This is a genomic window from Candidatus Hydrogenedentota bacterium, assembly GCA_012730045.1.
Classification (GTDB): domain Bacteria; phylum Hydrogenedentota; class Hydrogenedentia; order Hydrogenedentales; family CAITNO01; genus JAAYBR01.
This window is the reverse complement of record JAAYBR010000031.1, coordinates 71,039-91,076: the sequence shown is the minus strand read 5'-3', so window position 1 is coordinate 91,076 and position 20,038 is coordinate 71,039. Positions and strand designations below refer to the sequence as shown.

The following is a 20,038-nucleotide window of genomic DNA, read 5'->3' as shown; positions in this document are numbered from 1 at the left end:
CGTCCGCCGGCCCCCTTTCGCATTCGCCCGCCTGCGCCGCCGCGCACAGGCGGGCTTCTTCATGCCCATCCCGCGAAACTGGGCCGCGCCGTGCCGGGTCAACAAGGCATCCCGTTTTTACTCTGGAGACCTTCCCCATGCCCCGCGCCGCACTGCTGTTCGTGCTGTTTGCCTCCCTGCTGGCCCCGGGCGCCCCGGCCATCGGAACGCGAACCCACGCGGAGATCGGCCGCCGCTGCGCGGAGCAGTACCTCGCCGGGGCCGACGCCATGCTGCCCGGCCTGGGAAGCCTTGTCGCAAAGCGGGCGAACCTTAAAATCCTCTACACCGCCTGCGCCTTTCCCGACTGGGGCTACGGCAACATCAACCCCGACGCGGGCGAAGCGTCACACTGGCACCCCTTCATGCGCGCCTGGGCCGGTGAACTCCGGGGGCGGGGCGCGGGCTTCGATCCGTCCGCCGGCATGCAGCGGGAAATGGCCTTCTTTCTGGGGGCGGTCTGCCACAACATCGCGGACATTCCCTGGCATTTCAGCAGCGGCGGCGATCTGAGTTTCCTGGAAAAGAGCGCCCAAATGGAGGGCGGCACCCATCAGGTCACGGAGATCGGCGGCGACCTCATCCGGTACCAGAAGGACCGCCTGCGCCACTGGGGCATGCTGAACGACTACTTCCCCCTCGACACGGTCCACACGGCCCTCACCGTGTCGGGCGTCTCCGTCACCCGCGAGCAGCTGCGCACGGGATACGTGCGCGAGCAGATGATTATGTGGGGCGCCCCTCTGGTCACCGCGCCCTTCGCCGCGGACTATGAGAGGCGGCTTCCGTGGACGGTCACCCATTTGGAGGATTACTACTTCGGCGGCATGGAGCACAACGCCGCCGCCTGCGCCATGTGGTGCCGGTACTGGTACGCCGAGGCGGCGGGCGGCCACTGTCTCCAGCAGATGCCCGCCTATGGCGCCCCCGGAGGCGCGGAAGGCTGCGGGTACTGCCCCTACCTCGGCGTCAGCGACGCCACCCTCGCGGAGGACCTGCCCGGTCACAACACGGGCGGCGAGGCGTTCCTGAGCGTCTCTGCCGCCGCAGGACGCCGCCGCGACACCCTGGTTCGGTTTGACCTCTCCCGCATCCCGCCCACCGCGCCGCTTTCAAAGGCCGTCCTGTGGATGCACTGCGACCGTATCGGGGGGACACCGCCCGCAGTGGGCGTGTCCGCCGCCGCCGGGCCGTGGACCGAAGGGGGCGGCGTCAGCGACCTCTTCAACGGCGAAAACGGGCGTCCCGCCGAAGGGGGAGAGGTGACTTGGTCCCAAAGGCCGCCGGGAGAGACGGCGTCCACGCCCGCCGGCGCGGTGGTTCCGGCCGCCGGGCAATGGGCCTCCTGGGACGTCACCGCGCAGGTGCGGGACTGGTTGGCAGACCCCGCCTCGAACCACGGGCTGCGGGTGATGGCGGCGGGCACGGGGGAGGGGGCGGCGCGCTTCTTTTCCTCCCAGGCGTTTCGCGCGTCCGAAGACGGCTACTGCGGCGGCACCCGGGTGGCCTTCCGGCCCATGCTCATCCTGCTGCCCTGAGGATCAGGGGAGGGGCGCCGCCGGCGTTTCCGCGGGGTAGCGGTCCGGTCCCGGGGGCAGGCTTCCGGGCGGCGCGCCCAAGGCCGCGAGGTCGCGGAAATTGGGCAGGGCGGGCCGCGTCTCCACGATGCGCCACACATCCCCGCGCTTCGCCCAGGTGACCCAGGTTTCCGCCGTGGCGTCGCGCGGGAAAAGGACCGGCCTTCCCGCGCGCATGCCGCTCTCGTCCGAGACGGCCCCGGCAGTAAAGAGGGCGTAGAGCTGCACGCTCACCCGGCCCTCCAGCGCATGGGCGGAAAAATCCCACAGGCGGATCTGCCGGTGCATCCGCTGGCCGGTGAACCGCTCGAAGAAGAACTGCCACGCGCGGGCGGCGTACTCCGCCCCCCAGCCGGACCCGTCCCGGTAGTCCTCCGCGTACAGGTCGGCCACCGCGTCCAGCGACGCCGCCGCGACGGCGCCGTCCCACGCCTCGATCCGCGCCACAATCTCCCCGGCCACGGCGCGCTGGGCGTCGTCCAGCCCGCCGTAATAGGGCCACCACGGAATGGCGTCGGCGGACCCCTCCAGCGGGGGGATCGGCGGCTGAATCCGGGCCGTCTCATCACCGAACCCCGGCAGGGCGGCGCTGTCGGCCACCACCGTCAGCGGCGTGAGCAGCGCCTCCTCGGCGATGCGGCTTTCCACGGTGCTGAACACCAGGAACTCGCCGTAGCCCACCTGCCCCTCCAGGGGCTCCTTCTCCCCCGTGAGCGCCGTCACCGCATAGGCCACAGCCTGCTCCGGCGCCGGGGGCTGCGGGTCCGTGAACTGCCGCTGGTCCGTGCCTTTGGAAATGAGGGCGAAATGCGTGTCCGGCGGCGTCCGCCGGTACACGTTGTAGGCCACGTCCCCCTCGCGGAACCCCCACGACAGCGTGATGACGCCCCCGTCCCGGCGCGCGTTGAATCCGCGGATCGGCGCGGGCAGGTCGGGCACGGAGAACGCCTGCCGCTCCACCGCGTTCTCCCGCGTGTTCATGACAAAGATGCCCCGCCCCGAGCGCGTCACGGCGGCCTGCCCGGTGGACTCCAGGGGATGGTAGCGCCCCAGCGCCTCGGACCACTGCTCCGCCGAGGCGATGGACTCCGGCCGGGCGACAAACGCGAAATTCCCCGCAGCCCCCGGCGGCGCGTGCGCCGGAAGCACGGGCACCCAGAACCGGTCCCCCCGGTTGAGGATCAGCTCCGGAATCTGCCCGGCGCGCTCCACGCCGTAGACCCCGCGCACCAGCAGGCCGTCATGGAAAGCCGCGTCCAGATGGCGGGCGTTGGTCTCAAACTCCGCCGGCGTGGCCGCCGGGGAAAGCTGCATGGCCGCGGGCGCGCGTTTGGCGACGAAATCCCGCCGGGCGATGAATCCGCCCTCCACCACCTGCTGAAGGGTCGGCAGAATGGCCTGGGTCCACGCCTGCGGCGTGCCGCCGTACCACAGGCCGCGCTCCCACGGAAACAGGTAGACCGCCGCGCCCGTCATGGCGCCGTTCAGAATCATGGCGCGGTACAGCGACGCGGGCATCCGGTCGGGGGAGGTTTCCGGCCCGAAAATGCCCGGCTCCCGGAACCGCGCGTCGGCGTACCAACGGGCGTCAGGGGCGACCCCCCAGTTCGCGGCCGCGCCTGCGAGCCACAGGCCCATGAGCGCGCCCATCGCCGGCACCGTGTTCGGGCCGCGCTGGAGGCACACCGGCAGCACATGGTCCCGGTGTTCCATGATCGTCGCGTACAGCGCCGCCGTGTTCGCGTTGGCGAGCATCCGGGGTGCGGCCATCCCCTCCAGCGAGACCATCACAAAACGGCCGTACCCCGCGGCAAGCCGGATCATCGCCGCCAGCCGCGCCGCGTCCGGCTGAACCCCCGCGTCGTCCGCCAGGGCGGGGTCGTACCCGTCAAAGGCCAGGCCCCGGGCCTCCACGCCGCGCACGATGGGAAAGGCGTCCAGCATTTCCCGCACCGCCGTGAGGGGGACCAGCGGGGTGCCGCCGTCGTCCGTGACCCGCAGGCACACGGGCGCCCCGGCCTGCTGGAACGGGGCGAGCAGCTCCCGGAAGTCCGCGATGCCCGCCGGGGAGACCAGCATCATGCTGTACGGGCGCACGCTTTCCGGAATCTGCGCCCAGTGCCCCACCACGGCGGCCGCGTAGCCCGCCGGGGGCAGCAGCGTCGTGTTGCCGTCCTGAAAGACAAACAGGGGGTGCTCCGCGCTGATCTCCACCGCCAGCGGCGGCAGCGGCGTCTGCGCCTGCACGGCGGCGTCCGCGATGAGGGATGTTAATAGAAGGAGGACCATGCACATGCGACCCCGGATTTTGCCGGGCCATTGTAGGGCGGCCGGGCCCGCGCACACAAACCGGGCGGCTCTTTGGAAACGCGCCGCCTCTGGATGGATGCCCCGGAGGCCGGGAATGGTTCCTGGACCCCGCCCGCCGCGTGGTATCATGGAGACCGCAAAAACCCTTGGGGATGACGATGACATGGCTGCTTTCCTGCTGACGCTGTCCGCCGCTCTTCTGGTTTCCGGCCAGGTTCCCGGCCAGTTCCCCGACATGGAGGGGGTGTCCGTCGCCTGGGTGGACGCCACAAAGTACGAGTACTTTCGGGTAAAGCTGCCGGAGGACGCCTCCCCCGCGCTGTCCGGGGCCGCTGACGTTTTCGCAGACTACTGGAACCGGGTCACGGGGCGGCCGCTCTCCGGCAAGGCAGAGGAGGGCAATCTGATCTACGTGCGGTTCGGCGCGGCCCTCGCCTCGGAGGACCTGCTCGACCCCGGCCTCCTGTCCGGGCTGCCGGAAAACGGCTTCATCGTGCGCACCCACACCCCCGCCGGCAAGTATGCCAGCAAGGGGGCCACCCGCCAGCTGCTCTTCGCCGCCCCGTCGGACGGGGCGGTGCTGGAGGGGGTTGTCACCTTTTTTCAACAGGTCTTCGGCACACGCTGGGTGGAGCCCGGGTTCACGGTGGCCCGGCCCGCGGCCATGCGCATGCCGCAGGTGAACATTGTCCGCCGCCCCGCCTTCGCTTTCCGCGAGGTGGGCCTGTGCGCCCTTTGGAAGGACGGGGTGGGCGAGTACCGGCAGGGTGCCCACCTGACCGGCCCCGTCTCCGCGCCGCCGCCCGGCGTGGGATACTTTGACGCCTGGAACGCCCCGGAGGAAACGCCGCCCGCAGCGGACACCGAGCCCGTGGTCTATGGGTCCGGTGCCGCCGTGGAGCGCATCGCCGGGGAGCTGGCGGCCCTCATCGCCGCGCCGACGGACGGCGCGGATACGGCCCTGGCCGCCCGCCGCGCCGCCGCCGAGTGGCCGCCCGCCTCCAACCAGTGGTCGCTCAATGCCCTGGCGTGGCTGCGTCCCGAGCTGGATGACGCGGCCCGGGAACTCAACACACGCGAGGGGAGCTCCGCCGCCTGCGTGCTGCAGACGGCCAACGGGGTGGCCGCCGCGCTCCGGGCGCGGTTTCCCGACCGTCCGCCCCGGGTGCATGTGCTGCTGCCGCTCTTCCTGCGGAAGCCCCCGGCCACGCTGAAGGCGGGGGAGGGGGTGGTCGTGCAGCTGAGCAACGCGGACGCCGACTTTTCGCTGCCCGCAGGCAGCCCGCAGGACGGGGCCAACAAGGCTCTCGGCGACGATGTGCGGGGGTGGGTGCGGACCGGGGCCGGGGTGTGGGTGCTGGACCACCTGTGCAACGGGCGCGATCCGGCCCTGCCGTTTCCCTGTCTGGAGTCGCTTGCGGACAGCGTCTTCTTCTACCTGCAAAACGGGGTGCGCGGCGTCTGCTACGCGGGCGCGGCGGCGGCGGACCCCGCAGGGGTGGACCTGGCGGCCCTGCGCATGTATCTCGCCGCGGGCATCCTATGGGACCCGGACGCCATCGTGGAGAACATGACCGCCGAGTTTCTGCGGCTGTACTACGGCGGGGCGGCGGACGCCGTCCAGGAATACCTCGACCTGACGGCCGGCCAGCGGCGGGCCGGGGGGCGGCGTCTCGCCCTTGACGACGACGGGGCCTGGCTGGACCGCGCCGCCCTGGGGCCGGTGGCGGACCGGCTGGCACAGGACGCGGCGGCGGTGCCCGACCCGGCCGCCCGCGCCCGCGCGGAGGCCTTGGGGCATGCTGTCCGCCGTCTGGCGGAGGGGAACACCGCGCCGGCCGCGCCGTGAAATGCCCGGCGCAATCTGGTACCCTGTCCTTTTGGCAACCGGCATTGTCGCACCCTTGGGAGACCATCTCATGAAGCAGTCCGCACCCTGTTCCATTCTCCGGCTTCGCGCCCTCGCGCTTCTTCTGGCCCTTTTCATGGGTGCCCTGCCGTCGGTGGCCGAGGTGCCCGCCGTGGCCGGGGTCATGGACGCCCTGGTGGCGCGCTGCCTGGAGGGTGACGCGGCGTTCCGGGACGGGCTCCAGCCGGACGCCGTGCTGGGCCTGCTTACCCCCGGGCAGCGGGAAACCCTCTCCACCGCCTACTGGACCTTTGAGGTCAGCGCCCCGGCCCTCGTGTCCGTGGTCCGCGACGCCTCCCAGCAGGAGCTTCCCTTCTGGCTTGAGGAGCGCGGCTTTGCGAAGACGGACCTGGTCGTCAAGAACGAGAATTACACCTACGAGGTGTGGCAAAAGGCGTTCCCCGCAGGACGGGTCGGCCTGGGCATCAACGGGTTTGCCCTGCACCGGTCCCATTATTTCGTGGGCGTCGGCCCGGCGGAGAAGGGGGGGAGTGTCACCGTGACCGGCGCCGTGCCGGTGTATGGCGCGCCCATGCCCTTCGCCAGGGGCGCGTACACCTATCTCGACTGGACCGATCTGCTGCTGGAGGAGGTGCCGGAGGGGGCCTTTGAGGGGCACACCCTGCTGCCCACCATCCGCGGGCGCGCCCGCGAGACCCATCTGGTCGGCGCCTTCCGCGAGGCCGCCGCGCCGTCCACCCCCGCCCCCGACCTGGTCACCCTCACCTGGAGCGGCGACGCGCGCACCACCATGACCGTCCAGTGGCGCACGAGCCCCGCCACGGAGCAGGGAACGGTGCTGTACCGCGAGGCCGGGCGCGCCGAGGCCCCCTTCGCCGAGGCCGCCGCCACCCGCGCCGTCCTGGAGGACCGCAACCTGATCAACGACCGGAAGGCGCACTGGTTCACCGCGGAACTCGCGGGGCTCGCCCCCGGCACGCGGTATGAGTACACCGTGGGCGCGGGGCCCGACGGCCCCCGCAGCGCGCCCGCCGTTTTTGAGACCGCCCCCGACGGGGACGCGCCCTTCACCTTCCTCTGGATGAGCGACGTGCACAACAAGAAGGACAGCGTGCCGCTGCTGGAGACGGCAACGCGCCTGCACCCGGACGCGGCGTTCCTGGCCATCTCCGGCGACCTTGTGGGCATGGGCCAGTACCGCGACGACTGGGACGCGCTGCTCGGCAACTACGCGGACTTCGTCCGCCGCCGGCCCCTTGTCCCCTCCATCGGCAACCACGACGCCATAGACGGGCTCGGGTCGGAGCTGTACAGCGCCCTTTTCCGCCTTCCCGACAACGGCCCCGAGGGCATGGCCCCCGGCAAGACCTACGCCCTGAACTACGGCAGCCTGCTCCTCCTGTCCCTCGACGTGACGGCGGACATCGCCCCCCAGAGCGCCTGGGTGGACCGCACCCTCGCCGCCTCGGACGCCCGGTGGAAGGTCGCCATGCTCCACTTCCCCCCCTACTCCCACGAGGAGGACTACCCCGAAATCCGGCGGGAGTGGGGCACCCTTTTCGACAGGCACGGCGTGGACATCGTGCTCAGCGGCCACGTCCACTACTACCAGCGCACCTTCCCCCTGCGCGGCGGGGAGAAGGCCGGCGGCGGCCCGGTGTACCTCATCTCCGTGGGGGTTAATGGAAGTCCCCATCCAGCGCCCGTCCCGCCCTACGCCGAGGTGCTGAATCTCGGCGGCGCGGCGACCTGCCAGGCCTTCACCGTGGACGGGGACACCCTCACCATGAACGCCTACGAGGCCGACGGGGACGTGCAGGACACCTTCACGCTGCGCAAGTAGGGGAGGGGGGCTTGTGGAGTTCCCGGAGGGGGTTCACCACGGGGACACGGAGCGCACGGAGAAAGCAGGGAGAGCGGCGGCCCGGTTTTTCTGGGAACACCAATCCCCTGACCGGCAGGAGGGATGCTTTCTGGCGGAACAAGGGTGCCCCGCCCATGTTTCCTGACCTGCTGTTTACGCCTCGTCCTCGGAGGCCCAGTGGAGGATGTCGAGGATTTCGCCGACGGCGGCTTCGAGGCCGATGAAGAGGGCGCGGGCCATGATGTCGTGGCCGATGTTGACCTCGCAGAGTTCGGGGAGGAGGGCGACGGGCCGCAGGTTGCGGATGGTGAGGCCGTGGCCGGCGTTGCAGCGCATGTGCGTGTCGAGGATCAGCTCCGCCGCCTCGTGCAGGCGGTCGAGCTCGCGCTCGACGTCGGCGCCGCCGGCGTTCGCGTAGGTGCCCGTGTGCAGTTCCACGAAGTCGGCGCCGCAGGCGGCGCTCGCCTCGACCTGCGCCGCGTCGGGGTCAATGAACATGCTGACGAGGACGCCGTGGTCGTGCATGTCGGCGGTGACGGCCGTGAGCCGCTCCACCTGCCCGGCGACGTTGAGGCCGCCCTCGGTGGTGACCTCCCGCCGGTTCTCGGGCACGAGGCAGACGGTGTGGGGGCGTAGCCGGCGCGCGATGGCGAGGATTTCCTCGCTCACGCCCATTTCCAGGTTCATGCGCACCTGGAGCACCTGGGACAGCAGCTCCACGTCGCGGTCCTGGATGTGGCGGCGGTCCTCGCGCAGGTGCACGGTGATCTGGTGGGCCCCGGCGAGCTCGCAGACCTTGGCGGCGGCGATGACGTCGGGGTTGCGGCCCTTGCGCGCCTCGCGCAGCGTGGCGACGTGGTCAATGTTGACGCCCAACTCAATCATGGCTGTTTTCTCCCCGGGGCTCAGGCCCCGTGCGCCGCGGCGGCGACGCGCCCGGCGAGTTCCTGGGCGATCTGCTCGGCCCTGCGAAGCTCCTCGTGCTGCACCATGACCCGGATGATCTTTTCGGTGCCCGACCGGCGCAGGATGGCCCGCCCCTTTCCGGCGATCTCCGCCTCGGCCTCCGCGGCCAGCGCGGCGAGGAGTTCCTCCGCCACGCGCGCGCCGTTGTCCAGGGGTACCCGCCGGTGGCACTCGGGCATTTCCTGGTAGGCCGCCGCCAGCGCCGAGAGGGGCTGGTCCTTTCGGATCATGGTGGCCAGCGCCTGAAGGGCGGCGATCATGGCGTCGCCCGTGGTGTTGTACTCGAGCAGGACGATGTGGCCGGACGGCTCGCCGCCGAGGGTGTAGCCGCTGCCGCGCATGGCCTCGACCACATGGCGGTCGCCGACGTTCGCCCGGAGCACCGTGCCGCCCGCCGCGGCGAGGGTGCGCTCCAGGCCGCCGTTGGCCATGATGGTCGCCACGAGCGTGTTTCCGGGCAGGGCCCCGCGCTCCAGCAGGTCCAGCCCCAGCATCGCGAGGATTGCGTTGCCGTCGAGGGGGCGCCCCTTTTCGTCCGCCATGGTGATCCGGTCGCCGTCGCCGTCGAAGGCGATGCCCACGTCCGCCTTCTCGCGGATGACCGTGGCGCGCATCTCCTCGGGGTGGACCGACCCGATGTTGTCGTTGATGTTCAGGCCGTTGGGCTGGTTGCCGATGGCGATGACCTCGGCCCCCAGCTCGGCCAGGGTGTTCGGCCCCACCTTGTAGGCCGCGCCGTGGGCGCAGTCCACCACGATGCGCAGGCCGTCGAGGCGCATGCCCTTGGGGAAGGACGCCTTGGCGAACTCGATGTAGCGGCCCACGGCGTCGTCAATGCGCCTTGCCGTGCCGATCTTCTCGCCCGTCGGGCGGACGGCGTCCATCTCGCCCGAGGCGATGCACCCGGCGATCCGGTCCTCCATCGCGTCGGGGATCTTGTAGCCGTCGGCGCCGAAAATCTTGATGCCGTTGTCCGCGAAGCCGTTGTGGGACGCGGAGATCATGACGGCGCCGTCGCAGCGCAGGCTGCGCATGATGTAGGAGACCCCCGGTGTGGGCAGGGGGCCCGTCAGGAGCACCCGCGCTCCCATGGAGCACAGGCCCGCCGTCAGGGCGTTTTCCAGCATGTAGCACGAGCGGCGCGTGTCCTTGCCGATGAGGAAGGTGTGCTGCCGCTCGCCGTTCTTAAAGAGATATCCGGCGGCCCGGCCCACCTGCAGGGCCATTTCCGCCGTCATGGGGTGGACATTTGCCAGACCCCGCACGCCGTCCGTGCCGAATAGGCGCTCAGTCATTGGTTTCCGCACTCCCTCGCCGGATGGCGTCGCTCATGCGCGCCACCCGCGCCATTGTCCTCACATCATGCACCCGCACACAGTGTACCCCCTGTGCCACGGCGAATGCCACCGTGGCCGCCGTGCCCTCGGTCCGCTCCTCCGGGGGCAGGCCCAGCACCGCGCCGATGGCGGACTTGTTGGACGTGCCCACCAGCAGGGGGCGGCCGAAGCGGTGAAACGCGTCCAGCCGCCGGAGAATCTCCAGATTCTGGCCCACCGTCTTGCCGAAGCCGAACCCGGGGTCCAGCCAGACATTCTCCTCGCGGATGCCCGCCCCCACGGCGAAGGCCAGCCGCTCCTCGAAGAAGGCGCACAGGTCGTCCACCACGTCCGCATAGCGCGGGGCGGCCTGCATCGTCTTCGGGGTGCCCTGCATGTGCATCAGCACCACGCGGCAGCCCGCCGCCGCCGCGGTTTCGGCCATGGCCGGATCGCCGCGCAGGGCCGTGATGTCGTTCACCATGTCCGCCCCCGCCTCCAGGCAGCGCCGGGCGGTCTCCGCGCGGAAGGTGTCCACGGACAGGGGCACGCCGTCGCCCGCCAGGCGCTCCACCACGGGAAGCACGCGGGCCCGTTCCACCTCCGGCGGGACCGGGTCCGCGCCGGGGCGCGACGACTCACCGCCGACGTCCAGAATGTCCGCGCCGTCCAGCACCAATTGCCGCGCATGGGCGACGGCGGCCTCCGGCGCGTCCCAGCGGCCCCCGTCAAAGAAGGAGTCGGGGGTCACGTTCACGATGCCCATGATGCGCGTTTTGCCGGAGGGGTTCACGATGCGGCTCCAGAGGGGGCTTCCTGCGGGGCGATTTTACCGCCGGGAACACGCCGGGGGCGACTTTGCCGCGAACGGGGCGTGTGCCGGGGTCCGGACTCAGGCGGTCTCGGGCACCGCGCCGTCGGGGACCGGATCGGGTTTTGCCTGGGTGGAGGATCCGGCGGGCGCCCCGTCTTCGACGGGCGCCGGGTCCATCGGCGCGGGCGGCGGGGGCGTCTGGTCGGGGGCCGGGGGCGGCAGCAGGTCCCCGCCGCCGTTCTCCCGGATGAGGGCGTCAATTTCGTGGGCGTCCAGCGTCTCGCGCTCCACGAGCGCCTCCGCCATGGACTTCAGAATGTCCTGATGCTTCTCCAGAATCTCGCGCGCCTCGTCATAGGCCCGCTTGCAGATGGAGTGAACTTCCCGGTCCACCTCGGTGGCCGTCTGCTCGCTGAAATCACGGCGCCGGGCGAAATCCCGTCCGAGGAAGACCTCCGTGTCGTCGCCGAAACTCAGGGGGCCGAGGGCGCTCATGCCCCAGTCGCAGACCATCTTGTGCGCCAGCTGCGTGGCCCGCTGGAGGTCGTTCGCCGCGCCGCTGTTGTACTGGTTGAACACCACCTCCTCGGCGGCGCGTCCGGCCATCAGCACCCGCAGGGTGGCGAGACAGTAGTCCTTGGAGATGCTGTAGCGGTCCTCCGAGGGGAGGGAGGAGGTGACACCCAGGGCCATGCCCCGGGGGATGATGGTGACCTTGTGGACCGGGTCGGCGTTGGTGGAGAGCCGCGCCACGAGCGTGTGCCCCGCCTCGTGGTAGGCCGTGGACAGCTTCTCTTTGGCGTTCATCACCAGACTGCGGCGCGCCGGACCCATGAGCACCCGGTCCTTCGCGTCCTCGAAGTCAATCATGTTCACCTTGTCCTGGCCGCGCCGCGCGGCGAGCAGGGCCGCCTCGTTGACCATGTTGGCCAGGTCCGCCCCCGAGAAGCCCGGCGTTCCCCGCGCCAGCACCGCCAGGTCCACATCGGGGTCCATGGGAACCTTCTGGTTGCGCGTGTGGATGCCCAGGATCGCCGTGCGGCCCCGGATGTCCGGGTTGGGCACGACCACCTGGCGGTCAAAACGCCCCGGCCGCAGCAGCGCCCGGTCGAGCACGTCGGGGCGGTTGGTCGCCGCCATGAGGATAACGCCGTCGTTCGTGTTGAACCCGTCCATCTCCACCAGCAGCTGGTTCAGGGTCTGCTCCCGCTCGTCGTGGCCGCCGCCCATGCCCGCGCCGCGCTGGCGGCCCACCGCGTCTATCTCGTCAATAAAGATGATGCACGGGGCGTGCTTGTGCCCCTGCTGGAACAGGTCGCGCACCCGGCTCGCGCCCACGCCCACGAACATCTCCACGAAGTCCGAGCCGCTGATGCTGAAGAAGGGCACGTTGGCCTCGCCGGCCACGGCGCGGGCAAGCAGGGTCTTGCCCGAACCCGGCGCGCCCACCAGCAGCACGCCCCGGGGAATCTTTCCGCCGAGGTGGGTGAACTTCTTGGGGTCCCGCAGGAACTCGATGATTTCCTGCAACTCCTCCTTCGCCTCATCCACGCCGGCCACGTCATTAAAGGTGACCGTCTTGTCCCCCCGGTTCACAATGCGGGCGCGGCTCTTGCCAAAGGAGAGGGCCTTGTTGCTTCCGCCCTGCATCTGCCGGAACATGAAAAACCAGAAAAGCCCTAAAATCAGAACGATGGGCAGCACGCTGAAGAGCAGGTCCGTCAGGATGGTGTTGTCCACGTCGAAGCGGTAGTCCACATTGAAGGTGTCCAGCGCGGTCTTCCACTCGTCCTTAAACTCATTGCTCTTAAATGAGATGGTTTCCTGGTTCTCCACCTTCTTCTTGAGGGTGGCGCTGATCTGGACCAGGTTCTTGCCCGCCTCCTTGATCACCACGGCCTTGACGTTGCCGTTGTCCATCTCGCGGACGAAGTCGCGCTCGCCGAGGGGGCGCGCCCCGTTCTGCATCTGGGTGAACTGGGTCATGGCGAGGATCACAATGAGGATCACCACGATCCAAAGGGTGTACTGTTTGATAAGGTTGTTCATGTCCGCTTCATTGTGGTTGTGGTTGCGCGGTTGCCGTCACCCGGCGCGGCCCGCTCCTGCCATCATAACATAGCCTCCGGGGTGGTACAATCCCGGGCCGGCGGCTGCGGCATGTTTTCTTGACATTTTTGCGCAACCTGCCCCGGAGCGGGCGGCGGAGAGAAAGGCGCCATGGGAGGCGCTGCGGCGCGATGTGCGGCCGGGATGTCAAGGGTTCACCATCTGCGGGACAATCTGCTACAATGCGCGTCTGCCGTCGGCGGGGCGTGCGCGCCGGCCAGGCGGCGACGCGGGATTTACACGGAAAGGGCGCTGTTGTTTGCAGAAGACAGGGCGTGTGTGGCGGGCCTTTTGGAGGCCATTCCCGCCCCGGGCAGGGAGAAAGACTGCCGGGAAGCCCGCTGGGGGCGCCGGACCCATCCGGAAAATTCTCGAAAAAAGAGGCAAGAATAGTCTTGACAACCGAACTGAGGTTTACTACAATACGTGTCAAGAGTTTACCGCCGGGGTAAGGCGGCGCGTGTCCAGAGAAACGGAGTTTGAGAGAAACCGGAGCGGAAGCGCGGGATGCGGGCGTCCCGTTGACACCGCCGAGGGACACCAGAGACAGGTATGGCCATAGCCGTGACAGGCCGAAAGAAACGGTTGGTGCTTGACATCGGTGCGAGCGCGGTGCGCTTGTGCGAGATGACCAAGACCAAAACCGGATACCAGCTCGTGCGCTACGTGCAGCGCGAGTACGACTCCGACCCTTCGCTGACCGAAGAGCAGCGCAGGGATCTCCGCATCAAGGCCACGGCGGAGGTGCTCAAGCAGAGCAAGTCGCGCGCCGCCAAAACGGTGTTCAGCGTGCCGGGCCAGTCGGTCTTCACGCGCACGCGGACCATCCCCCCCGTGCCCGAGTTCAAGGTCAACCAGATCGTCAAGTACGAGATCCAGCAGCAGATCCCGTTTGGCCTTGACCAGATCGCCATGGATTACCAGATTCTCGACCGCAGCGCCCAGGGGGGCTACGAGGTGCTGATGGCGGCGATCAAGGTGGAGGTGGTGGAGAAGCACCTGGACGTGCTCACGGCGGTGAAGCGGACGCCGGCCCTGGTGGACGTGTGCCCCCTGGCGGCGTACAACTGGGTGAGGCACGCGGGCGGGCTTGCCGTTGAAAACGAGTGTGTCGCCCTGATCAACATCGGCGCGGCCACCACGGACATCGTCATCGAGCGCGCGGGCCAGTTCCGGTTCACGCGGCCCCTCAATGTGGGCGGCAACGACATCACCCGCGCGCTGGCGGAAGAGTTTAGCCTGGACTTCTCCGCGGCCGAGAAGCTGAAGCGCGAGCGCGCCTTCGCCCCGACGGGAGACGCGGCCCGCGACGGCAAGGGCGGCGAGGTGATCGGCCGGGTGCTCCAGCGGCTGTGCGGCGAGATCATGCGCTCCTTCGCGTATTTCCGGTCCCTTCCGGGGGGCGGCCAGGTGAACCGCATTGTGGTCACCGGCGGCGGCGCCCGCCTGAAAAACATCGTGCCCTTCCTGAAGAACCAGCTGGGCATGGATGTGCGGGTTCCCGATTTGCTCAAGGGGCTGACTGTCGGCCCGGGCGCCGAAGACATCAAGAAGGCCCCCGAGCAGGCCTGCGCCGTGCTGGGCATGGCGCTCCGGTGTGTGGAGCGCGCCCCCCTGGAGATCAACCTCATCCCCCCCCGGATCCTGGCCGCGGCGCGCCAGAAGGAGCAGGTGGTCTACTGGGCCTTCTCCATCCTCGCGCTGGTCCTCTCCTTCCTCTCGGTGATTCCCGCCGCGGCCAACGAGAACAAGCTCGTCAAGCAGCGCATTGACTCCCTGAAGCAGATCATCCGGGCCTACGACCCCGAACTGGTGCAGCGCATCCGGGTGGGGAGTCCGCCGCCGCAGTCCTCGCTGGTGGACCAGCTCAACCGGCGCAAGGGGCAGCTGCAGAGTCTGGAGAACCAGGTGAACACCCTGGACCGCGCGCGCCGGCAGCGCCGGTTCTGGCTCGAGGAGCTCAGTTTTCTGAATGACACGCGGCCGGCGACCGGCGGAATATGGTTCAGCTCCGTGGAGACCATGGTGAGCGAGGACCAGAAGGCCGCCGACGGCGCCCCGCCCCCTCCGGGGGGGCGGCCCCTGGCCGGCGCGGGCGGCGGCGGTCCCTCCCAGGACGGGGGATTCCCCGGCATAGAGTCCAAGCTCGGCGCCACCGCTTCCGGTCCTTCCGGCGGCGGGCTGGTGGGCGGAGGTGGTGACCGCGGCGGCGCCGGCGGCCCGGGCCAGGCGGCGGGTCCCCCGCCTTCCGTTGAGATGGCCCGCCCGAACGGCATGATCGTCCAGGGATACGCGGAGTCGGCGGAAATCATCACCCAGTACCTTGACGAGTTGAAGCGCGCGGCGCGCCAGCTTCCCAACGGCTGGTTTCTGAGCGCGGACAAAGTGATGTTCCGCGAGGCGACCGTGCAGCGCGTTGGATGGGACGTGCTCTACAACGCGCCGGCCGATGTGACCTCCGGCGGGGGCGGCGGCAACCGCCAGGGCGGGGCCGCCCAGGCCGCCGAAGGGCTGTATTCTTTCCGGGTGCGGGTGGTGTTCAAGTGGACCAAGGACCGGCCTGAGGCGCCGACACCGGGTGAAGCGCCCGCGGAGGCGCCCGCATCATGAACAACAAGAACGCCATCATCGGGGTGCTTGTGCTGACGGCGGTCTTCGGGGCGCTGGGCGCGGGCGCGTACTTCTTTGCCAAGCCCATGTTTGACCAGTACAAGGAGGACGAGCGCCTGCGGCAGTCGCTGGAGCAGACGCTGACCAGCCTGCGCGACAACTTCCAGGGCTATGTCCCCGACCTGCTCATCAACGGGTGGCAGGAGAAGATGCAGCCGTGGCGCGACGCCCGCACCGAGCGGTCCGCCTACTTCAGCTTCGGGGACTGGTTTGACACCGAGAAGCCGCCCGTCGAGGCGCGGCTGCGCAAGTTTTGGTATGTTGAGGTCACCAACAAGGCGATACAGGACTTCTGGACCGAGGTGTACGCCAAGACCAGGAGTTACGAGACCTTTCCCCAGGATGTGCGCAAGCTGTTCGGGGTGGCCGCGGAGCAGGACTGGCAGGGGCGCGATGTGACAGACGCGGAGATCGAGCGGAACATGTTCCAGCTTTCCTTCGGACTGTCGGCGTGCCGCTTCTTCCTGAAGAACAACGTGACACAGATGAGCAACATGAGCATCTGGCCCCGGCGCACCGCCAAGGAGTACGGGGACATGCTCGCCATGCAGACCCTCGGCGCCCAGCTCACCATCCCGGCGCGCGACCTGGTCAAGATGTTTGAAGAGCTGCGGATGGCGGACCGGTATTTCTCGGTGGACGGCATGAAGATCACCTATCCGTACATCGCGTATAATGTCGAGCCCCAGCTTCAGGTGCAGATGCTGCTGACGCAGGCGAACTACCGCAAGCAGTTCGTCGAGGGGTCGGACAAGGCCGACGCCGCCGCTCCGGGCGCCCCGGGTGCCCCGGGCGCGGCTCCTGCGGGGTTTGCGGCCCTTCAGCGGCCCACGGATGTGCAGCGGGAGCCCGTGGCGGAGCCCGGGGCTATTGGCAAGGCGTGGAAGTGGTTCAAACGAACTGTGCTGGTGATGCACTGACGGACAACGCCGCGGCCGCGAGGCCGGCGGGAGTGTGAAACTTGGTTGACAAACTGCAAAAAGCGGGAGCCTGGCTCTGGTACAACAAGGAGCGCATGGTGCTGGTCATCATGGTTGCCATTCTTGGGTACCGGGTCTACTTCAAGGTGATCAGCCCGCCGCCGACCCCGGACTGGCCGGTGCTGCAGCCGCCCCAAAGCGAGCTGCCCACGGACCCCGAGGAGCAGCAGCAGCTGGGCCTTCCGGGCAATCCGGCCCCCCGTCCCCCGATGGACGTCCCCGGAACCTATGCGTCGCTGTACGGGCGCAACCCGTTCTGGTATCATTCCGGCCAGCAGTCGGAGAAGTCAGGTGAGCAGGAGGTTTCGGTGGAAAGCCTGAACATCCAGCTCTTGGACATCCAGGAGGCCGCGGGCGGCAAGTTGCGGGCCCGCCTGCGCACCACGAGCCTCACGTCGTGGTACTCGGAGAACGCGCAGTTCGAGGAGTTCGAACTGCAACGCATAAACAAGGAAGACCAGACAGTCGAGGTCTACTCGGAGCGTTATGGCCGCACATTTGTCATCGAAAAAAAGTAGTGAACAATCGTTCTACAACGCGAGGCACGCCCACCGGGCATGGTGTCCGGAAACGCGGGAGGATGAGACGCTAATGGTTACAAGAAGCTCACGGAAAATCATGCTGGGTTGGGTCGCGGCGCTGTTGCTGCTCGCCGCCGCGCCGGTGACGGCCCAGGAGGCGTCCGACGCGGGGCTTCAGGCGTCCAGCCCTCCCGTGGAGGAGGCCCAGGCGGTTCCGGCCGACCCTGCGGCGCCCCCCGCCGAAGCGGGGGTGTCCGAGGCGGAGCAGTACTACCGCCGGGGCGTTGAGCTCTACAAGCAGGACCTTTACCGCGAGGCCCTGACCGAGTTCAACCGGGCGCTGGCCCTGGATCCGGGGCATGCGGAGGCCAAGAAGTTCCAGGAAAAGGCCAACGCGCGGCTTCAGCAGACCCTGGTCGGCGAGACCGAGACCGGGGCCGCGGCCGCCCCCGCGTTCGAGTCCATTGACCCCGAGACGATCCGCCAACAGGGCGAGACGGTCCAGCTTTCCTCCGACGAGGTTCGCCGCCAGCGCGTGGACAAGCTTCTGTCCGACGCCATCCTGTACATGGAGGCGGGCCGCTACGCGACGGCCGTGGAGATCTACAGCAACGCCCTTTTGATCGACCCGAACAATCCGGCGGCGAAGGAGGGGCTGCACAAGGCGACGATCGCGGCCCACGGGGCCGAGGGCGACCTTTCCAAGAAGCAGGTGGACGAGGACCGCGCGATGATCCACAACTTCATCGAGCGGTCGAAGCGCCTGCCCGAGGGCGCGGACGCGCGCGGCATCAAGCCCTACCGCTTCTCCGTGCCTGAAATCGCCGAGGAAAGCTCCCAGGAGAAGGAGCTGGGCGTCATTGAAAAGATTCTGGAATCCCCTGTGAGCCTGGAGTTCGAGGACATCCACGTCAGTGAGATTGCCTCCTTCATCTCCGACAGCTGGGAGGTCAACATCGTCATTGACAGCCGGGCCGTGGAGCCGCCCAAGCAGGCCCAGCCGCAGCAGGCGGCCGCCGCGCCCGGAGGGCCTCCCGGAATGCCCGGCGCGTTCCCGCCGCCCCCCGGCGGCGGCGCGCCGTTCCCCGGCGGGGGCGCCCCCCAGGCGGCCCCCCAGTTTGGCGGATTGCAGAACGCGGCCAACCGTCCGGGCCAGCCCGCCGGCCCCGGCGGCATGCAGGGCGGCATGCCCGGCAGCACGGACGCCGTCTACGGTGTCAAGTCCAGCGGTGTGGTCCCCTATGTGAACCTTAAGAACGTGAGCCTGGCCGAGGGCCTGCAGGCGCTGCTTCGCCCGCTCGGGCTCGACTACGCGGTGCAGCCCGGCTTCATCTGGATCAGCAAGCCGGAGATCATCCGCCGCGAGTCCTTCGAGAAGATCGAAACGCGCTACTACGAGCTGCGCAACGCCGGTTCCGAGACGCTGTACAAGCTCGTCCTCCGCAACACCTTCGGCGGGGTCGGCGGCCGCATGGGCGGCATGGGCGGCGGGATGATGGGCGGCATGGGCGGCGGCTACGGCGGCGGCATGGGCGGCGGGATGATGGGCGGCGGCATGGGCGGCTACGGCGGCGGCATGGGCGGCGGGATGATGGGCGGCATGGGCGGCGGCTACGGCGGCGGCGGCATGGGCATGGATGTCACCGCCATCAGCAACATCTCCGACCTGTTCTCCTCCATCAGCGACCTGATGGTCGGTGAGACGCCCTCGCAAATCATGACCATGGGCCTCCAGAGCACCGGCACGGGCGCGACGGCCAACCGCAACCAGGCCATGGGCGGCGGCGGCTACGGCGCGGCCCAGGGCGGCGCGGGCCTCGGCGGCACTTCGGGCACGGGCTCCTTTGGCATCGGCACCGACATCCTGAGCATTCTGGAGCGGCTGGTGCCCCAGGTGTTCGAGCCGTACACCGAAGAGCTGCTGTCGGACATGATCTACAACCCGGCCAACAACCTGCTCATCGTGAAGAACACCCCCGCCAACCTCGACGTCTTCGAGAAGCAGCTGGCGGAGATTGACGTCACGCCGAAGCAGGTGAGCATTGAGGCGAAGTTCCTCACGATCCGTCTTGAGGACCTTAAGAAGATCGGGTTCCAGTGGGACGCGACGCTGTCCGATCAGAACGACCGGACCCGGGAGGCGACGGAGCTCGGCCAGCAGCCGTACTACTACGACGTCAACGGCGACGGCGTGGACGAGACGGTGCCCTTCTACATGCGGCCCGACGGCAGCCGGGTGATCCGGAACACGGTGACCGACGCGGCGATCAGCTCGCTGACCAACCCCGCATCCTCCGTGACGCCGTCCTTCTCCATCCTGGGGAACATCATTGACAACTCGGACGGCGACAAGCTCGCCCTGACCTTCGACTATCTGGACAGCCTGGAGGAGTCGGAGCTGCTGAGCGCCCCGCGCGTCACCACGATGAACCGCAAGCCGGCCGTTGTGGCGGACTTCTCCACGGAGTACTTCATCTCCGCGGTGAACACGCAGATCCTCACCCTGGGCAGCGGGTTTTCCGGCAACACCAGCAGCAACTTCGTGCAGAACGTGGTGCCCACGTCCTACAACTTCGGCATCGCGCTCTCGGTCACGCCGCAGATCCGCGACAACGACCAGGTCCGCCTGTGGCTCAACCCCGAAGTGCGCACGAAGACCGGGCAGAAGTCCTTCGAGCAGAAGCAGGTGATCAGCGGGCAGGAGATCTCCAACGAGATCGTGCTGCCGACCACCAGCTGGCAGGCCGTGTGGACCAACGTGATCGTGCATGACGGCGACACTCTGGTGCTGGGCGGCCTGGTGCAGGACCAGACCAGCAAGGGCACCCAGAAGATGCCCTACCTGGCGGACATCCCGGTCATCGGGTTCTTCTTCAAGGGTGACAAGCGGGAGAGCAAGCAGTCCAGCCTCCTGATCTTCGTGACCCCGGACATCATTGACTCGACGGGCGCGCGCTTCTTCGACATCGCCGGGGACAAGCCGGCCTACTGAGAGAACAACG

The 20,038-nt window shown here is 68.8% G+C and carries 12 protein-coding genes; 7 read left to right on the top strand and 5 right to left on the bottom strand.

The window, feature by feature from the left end:
• The first annotated feature begins 137 nt into the window (after window positions 1–137).
• On the top strand, window positions 138–1,577 hold the full coding sequence (locus tag GXY15_03075) for a DNRLRE domain-containing protein (protein NLV40196.1): 1,440 nt from the start codon (window positions 138–140) through the stop codon (window positions 1,575–1,577).
• Between the two features lie 3 nt (window positions 1,578–1,580).
• Here the strand turns inward: GXY15_03075 and GXY15_03070 are convergent, their stop codons facing one another.
• Window positions 1,581–3,911, bottom strand: coding sequence for a nuclear transport factor 2 family protein (locus GXY15_03070; protein NLV40195.1), 2,331 nt, complete (start codon window positions 3,909–3,911; stop codon window positions 1,581–1,583).
• A gap of 178 nt (window positions 3,912–4,089) precedes the next feature.
• Here GXY15_03070 and GXY15_03065 point away from each other — a divergent pair, with 178 nt between their 5' ends.
• A complete protein-coding gene (locus tag GXY15_03065) occupies window positions 4,090–5,775 on the top strand; it encodes a DUF4838 domain-containing protein (protein ID NLV40194.1) in 1,686 nt (561 codons plus the stop codon).
• A gap of 70 nt (window positions 5,776–5,845) precedes the next feature.
• Window positions 5,846–7,639 (top strand): metallophosphoesterase family protein, encoded by a 1,794-nt coding sequence (locus GXY15_03060; GenBank protein NLV40193.1) that lies wholly within the window; start codon window positions 5,846–5,848, stop codon window positions 7,637–7,639.
• A 174-nt stretch (window positions 7,640–7,813) separates the two neighbouring features.
• On the opposite strand, the gene GXY15_03055 is transcribed toward GXY15_03060, so the two are convergent.
• The 4 genes from GXY15_03055 to GXY15_03040 form a co-directional block, all read right to left on the bottom strand.
• Window positions 7,814–8,545: a pyridoxine 5'-phosphate synthase gene (locus GXY15_03055; GenBank protein ID NLV40192.1), complete on the bottom strand. Its 732-nt coding sequence runs from the start codon at window positions 8,543–8,545 to the stop codon at window positions 7,814–7,816.
• A gap of 20 nt (window positions 8,546–8,565) precedes the next feature.
• Complete coding sequence (glmM, locus tag GXY15_03050; GenBank protein ID NLV40191.1) at window positions 8,566–9,921, bottom strand: phosphoglucosamine mutase; 1,356 nt, start codon at window positions 9,919–9,921, stop codon at window positions 8,566–8,568.
• Window positions 9,914–10,708 (bottom strand): dihydropteroate synthase, encoded by a 795-nt coding sequence (folP, locus tag GXY15_03045; GenBank protein NLV40190.1) that lies wholly within the window; start codon window positions 10,706–10,708, stop codon window positions 9,914–9,916. The genes glmM and folP overlap by 8 nt, the downstream gene beginning before the upstream one ends.
• A gap of 126 nt (window positions 10,709–10,834) precedes the next feature.
• The gene (locus tag GXY15_03040; GenBank protein NLV40189.1) at window positions 10,835–12,805 is read right to left on the bottom strand and encodes an ATP-dependent metallopeptidase FtsH/Yme1/Tma family protein; all 1,971 of its coding nucleotides are present in this window, start codon (window positions 12,803–12,805) and stop codon (window positions 10,835–10,837) included.
• A gap of 648 nt (window positions 12,806–13,453) precedes the next feature.
• Between GXY15_03040 and pilM the strand changes: the two genes are divergently transcribed.
• From pilM to GXY15_03020, 4 genes are all read left to right on the top strand, one after another.
• A complete protein-coding gene (pilM, locus tag GXY15_03035) occupies window positions 13,454–15,475 on the top strand; it encodes a type IV pilus assembly protein PilM (protein NLV40188.1) in 2,022 nt (673 codons plus the stop codon).
• Entirely contained in the window at window positions 15,472–16,455 is a 984-nt protein-coding gene (locus GXY15_03030) for a hypothetical protein (GenBank protein ID NLV40187.1), read from the top strand. Before pilM ends, GXY15_03030 begins: the two co-directional genes overlap by 4 nt.
• A 41-nt stretch (window positions 16,456–16,496) precedes the next feature.
• The gene (locus GXY15_03025; protein ID NLV40186.1) at window positions 16,497–17,033 is read left to right on the top strand and encodes a hypothetical protein; all 537 of its coding nucleotides are present in this window, start codon (window positions 16,497–16,499) and stop codon (window positions 17,031–17,033) included.
• Between the two features lie 100 nt (window positions 17,034–17,133).
• Entirely contained in the window at window positions 17,134–20,028 is a 2,895-nt protein-coding gene (locus tag GXY15_03020; protein NLV40185.1) for a tetratricopeptide repeat protein, read from the top strand.
• Window positions 20,029–20,038: the final 10 nt, after the last annotated feature.

What these genes read in the sequence shown, in the direction of transcription:
- GXY15_03075 (NLV40196.1), top strand. Translation starts at nt 138, where the DNA reads ATGCCCCGCGCCGCACTGCTGTTCGTGCTGTTTGCCTCCCTGCTGGCC.
- GXY15_03065 (NLV40194.1), top strand. Translation starts at nt 4,090, where the DNA reads ATGGCTGCTTTCCTGCTGACGCTGTCCGCCGCTCTTCTGGTTTCCGGC.
- GXY15_03070 (NLV40195.1), bottom strand. Translation starts at nt 3,911, where the DNA reads ATGTGCATGGTCCTCCTTCTATTAACATCCCTCATCGCGGACGCCGCC.
- GXY15_03020 (NLV40185.1), top strand. Translation starts at nt 17,134, where the DNA reads ATGCTGGGTTGGGTCGCGGCGCTGTTGCTGCTCGCCGCCGCGCCGGTG.
- GXY15_03055 (NLV40192.1), bottom strand. Translation starts at nt 8,545, where the DNA reads ATGATTGAGTTGGGCGTCAACATTGACCACGTCGCCACGCTGCGCGAG.
- folP (NLV40190.1), bottom strand. Translation starts at nt 10,708, where the DNA reads ATGGGCATCGTGAACGTGACCCCCGACTCCTTCTTTGACGGGGGCCGC.
- GXY15_03060 (NLV40193.1), top strand. Translation starts at nt 5,846, where the DNA reads ATGAAGCAGTCCGCACCCTGTTCCATTCTCCGGCTTCGCGCCCTCGCG.
- glmM (NLV40191.1), bottom strand. Translation starts at nt 9,921, where the DNA reads ATGACTGAGCGCCTATTCGGCACGGACGGCGTGCGGGGTCTGGCAAAT.
- GXY15_03030 (NLV40187.1), top strand. Translation starts at nt 15,472, where the DNA reads ATGAACAACAAGAACGCCATCATCGGGGTGCTTGTGCTGACGGCGGTC.
- GXY15_03040 (NLV40189.1), bottom strand. Translation starts at nt 12,805, where the DNA reads ATGAACAACCTTATCAAACAGTACACCCTTTGGATCGTGGTGATCCTC.